The sequence below is a fragment of the Cloacibacillus sp. genome, assembly GCA_036655895.1.
Classification (GTDB): Bacteria; Synergistota; Synergistia; order Synergistales; family Synergistaceae; genus JAVVPF01.
In genome coordinates, this window is record JAVVPF010000083.1 from 1 (window position 1) to 3,749 (window position 3,749).

The 3,749-nt window shown below is 40.4% G+C and carries 3 protein-coding genes; all 3 read left to right on the plus strand.

From position 1 onward, the window contains the following. The first annotated feature begins 652 nt into the window (after positions 1–652). Positions 653–2,089, plus strand: a complete 1,437-nt coding sequence (locus RRY12_12730) for an amino acid carrier protein (protein MEG2185538.1) — start codon at positions 653–655, stop codon at positions 2,087–2,089. Further along, entirely contained in the window at positions 2,086–3,255 is a 1,170-nt protein-coding gene (locus RRY12_12735; protein ID MEG2185539.1) for a saccharopine dehydrogenase C-terminal domain-containing protein, read from the plus strand. Before RRY12_12730 ends, RRY12_12735 begins: the two co-directional genes overlap by 4 nt. A 98-nt stretch (positions 3,256–3,353) precedes the next feature. Next, positions 3,354–3,749 (plus strand): Lrp/AsnC family transcriptional regulator (locus RRY12_12740; GenBank protein ID MEG2185540.1); only part of this gene is annotated, 396 nt, incomplete at its 3' end.

A 3,749-nucleotide genomic window follows, 5' to 3' on the forward strand; every position in this document is an offset into this window, starting at 1 on the left:
GAAAAACTGACCGGCGTCCCCAAGCCGATAGAATTTAACTACGACAAACTGCTGGCCGCCGTGGAATACAGAGACGGAACTCTGATTGACGGGGTGTACGCGGCGAGGTAGGCAGTTTATCTCGTAATATACATCTAAAAAACCAGACCAGCAGGATTTGTATCTCCTGCGGGTCTGGTTTTTTATCAGTTGGTTTATAAGAAGAAGATGGCGTTAAAGATAAAACGCCGCAATCCAATAATATTGATAATTCTGAAAACTTTCGTAGGGCACATAAAACATAAAGGAGATAGGTAAAGCACATTTTGTAATGTTCGTGTGTATTAAGAATAATTATTAATGTAGGTTCATCTATATGATCAAAATTATCACCTTTAATGTAGCTATGGCAGTGTTTTCTCTACGTAATGGTAATGGCGATTACAAATAGAATATTAAACAAAGAGTTTTATAAAAATTTTTTCAAAAAATATGCATAATTTTAAAATAAAGCAAAGATTTTTTTGACTATAAACAAAAAGAAGAGCATTGTGAGATGTTCCCTACGCATACTATAATGTGCCCAGTTCTGATCAGGACAATAGTTTAGATGCTTTTCCGCAAAGTAATTGAGTTGATTAAAAATTCATAGTAAAGAGGAGGATTCAATATAATGTTGCCTACACTCGAAACATTTTTAGCTAGGGCTGTGGATATACTTTGGGGACCGTCTCTCTTAATAGGTCTCTTGGGTACGGGGCTCTATTTCACTCTTTTAACAAAATTCTGGCCTATACGATATTTTGGCGTAATGCTGAAACATTGCCTCGGCGGCAAACAGAGTGGGGAACTGTCTCTGAATAATCCAGGATCGCTTTCTCCGTATCAGGCAGCCAGCATAGCAATTGCGGGCGCTATTGGAACCGGTAATATCGGAGGAGTAGCCAGCGCTATTGCTTTGGGCGGCCCCGGCGTAATTTTTTGGATGTGGATCACGGCTCTGCTTGGAATGGCAACGAAGCTGGTAGAGATTACGCTTGCCGTATATTATAGAGATAAAAAACCTGATGGGAGTACATGGGGTGGTCCGACGTTCTATCTTGAAAAAGGAATAGGGAAAAAGACAAGATTATGGATCCCATTGGCGTGGACTTTCGGCATTGGAATAATGACACAGTACTTCATATCTCTTGAAAACTTCACAGTGTCAGAATCTCTTTCAGAAGCTTTTGGAGTATCTAAGATATATGCATCGCTGTTTTACGGTTTTATGTGCGCTATCGTTGTCATTGGCGGGTTGAAAAGAGTTGGTAAATTCGCATCGAGAATGCTTCCCTTTATGTCAATTCTATATGTAGGTATGGGGCTAGTAATTATAGCCATGAATATTGACAAACTTCCGTCAACGATGATGCTGATATTTAAAAGTGCTTTTACGCCATGTGCGGCTGTTGGCGGGTTTGCCGGAGCCACAATGTTGCTTACGATCCGAACTGGTATAGCAAGAAGCCTTTTCAGTAATGAAGCTGGGTGGGGGGCCAGCCCGATGGCACATGCCACAGCACAAACAAAACATCCCGTCGAGCAGGGGCTTTGGGGTATCTTTGAAGTTTTTGTAGATACTATGTTGGTATGCACAATTACAGCGCTTGTAATAGTAATAACAGGCGAATGGAGTTCTGGAGAAGCTGGTGCGACGCTTACTATGAGAGCTTTCAGAAACGGGATGGGTGGATTGGGCTTTTATTTTGTGGCGTTCGTTGCGTTTCTATTTTCATGGACCACTTCCACCGGCTGGTCTAGCTATTTCCAAACGCTCATAGAGCACGCTTTTAGGCATAAACCTGAAGTAGCAAAAGTATTAGACAAGTATATGAGGATGTTTTATGTTGTGCCAGGAGTACTTACCACTATCTTCATAGCAAAAATTGGGCTTAAAACAGACTTGGCGTGGTTGATTTCAGATATTACAACTGCTCTGCCGACCTATGTTAACTTAATAGCCATTATTTGCCTTACCAAAAAATTTATGGCGTTGTTGAGAGACTATGAGGGTCCAAGAAAGTTGTGGGGAAAAGAAGTTTTCTATAAAGAGGACGAAGAAATATGAAAGGGGATAATGTGATGCGTATTCTACATGTTGGTGCAGGGATGATTGGTAGCGTAATAGCAAAAGATATAATGAAAAAACATAGTGTGACGGTTTTAGATGGCAAAGCGGCAAATTTGGATTTTATAAACGAGGAAAATCAGATAAAGTGTGTCTTGGGAGATGTAACGGATAAACAGAAACTATCCGAGTTGATTGCGGAAAATGACATTATATCAATAGCTCTACCTGGAAGGTTAGCAATAGAAGTGGTAAGAGAATCTTTAGCACAAAAAAAGATAACTTTTGATATAAGTTCTATACCCAATAATGTATTGCTTGGTGAATTGTGTAATTTTGCTAAAAAGCAACAAACGCTTTATGTTCCCAAGATAGGAATAGCGCCAGGGATGACAAACTTTTTGTGCGGCAGAGGCGCTGCGTTACTGGATGATGTTGCAGATATAGAAATATATGTAGGGGGGATACCAGAAAGAAGAGTTCCTCCAATGGACTATAAGACAGTTTTTTGTTTGCCAGAGACACTTCAAGAGTATGTTGACCCAGCTGAAGTAGTGGTTGGAGGTAAAACAGAGTATAAAGAGGCTCTGTCGGGACTTCATGAAGTTTACTTTGAAGGGTTTGAAGGACTTGAAGCCTTTATAACGGATGGTCTTGCGACTCTGCCGAAAACTTTAAAGGCTAAGAATATGACGGAATATACCATTCGTTGGTCGGGGCATGCGAAGAACATACGAAACCTCATCGAAATGGGTTTCTTTGAAACGAAGGAAGAGAGCTATAAAGGCGCCTCCTTTTCCCCTCGTGAATATCTGATATCGCGTCTAGCGCCTCTCTGGGAGATGAAAATTGAGCGCGGCGATAGTGATGCGACCCTTTTTCGGATAATTGTAAGGGGACAGAAGAATGGACATGCTAGAGAGTATACATGGGAAATGATTGATAAATATGATACAAAACGTGGCATAACCTCAATGGCCAAATGCACGGCGTTTACTTGCGCGACTTTTATAGATGCCTGTGCTGAGGGTATGATAAAGGCTGGGGAGATGGTATTCCCTGAAATATTAGCTAAAGATGATAAATTATATTCGTTTATAATGTCTGAACTGTCCAAAAAAGGCGTTCCCTTTAAGGAACAAACGGCGCTTTTAGAAGATTTTTAAAGGTAGTCTTAAAAACCATACTGTTTGGAAAATAATGGCTGTGTCATAATGATATACTTAAGCGACACAGTCATTATGCATGCGGAGGTGTTCTAACGATGAAACGTCCCCCTGAAGTTAAAACAGATGAGATTGATTTTAAAATGGCAGAAATACTGCAGCATAACTCTCGGATTTCCTATAAAAACCTGGGTGAAACAGTAGGCCTTTCGACCCCGGCCGTTTTTGAGAGAATGCGGAAACTTGAAGAAAAAGGAGTTATACAGGGTTATAATACCGATATTGATTACTGCAAACTGGGATATTCGATACATGCTTTCATACTTTTAAGCGATGATAGATGCACAGACGGAACTCCTAAAATCCTTGATGGGATGGAAAATATATACCAATTTTGGATGGTGTCCGGTTCCTATGATTATATGCTTGAAGTATACCTTGCAAATAATCGTGAACTAAACGATTTGCTTGATGAGCTTTACAAGATAGGCAGG

What these genes read in the sequence shown, in the direction of transcription:
- RRY12_12730 (MEG2185538.1), top strand. Translation starts at nt 653, where the DNA reads ATGTTGCCTACACTCGAAACATTTTTAGCTAGGGCTGTGGATATACTT.
- RRY12_12735 (MEG2185539.1), top strand. Translation starts at nt 2,086, where the DNA reads ATGAAAGGGGATAATGTGATGCGTATTCTACATGTTGGTGCAGGGATG.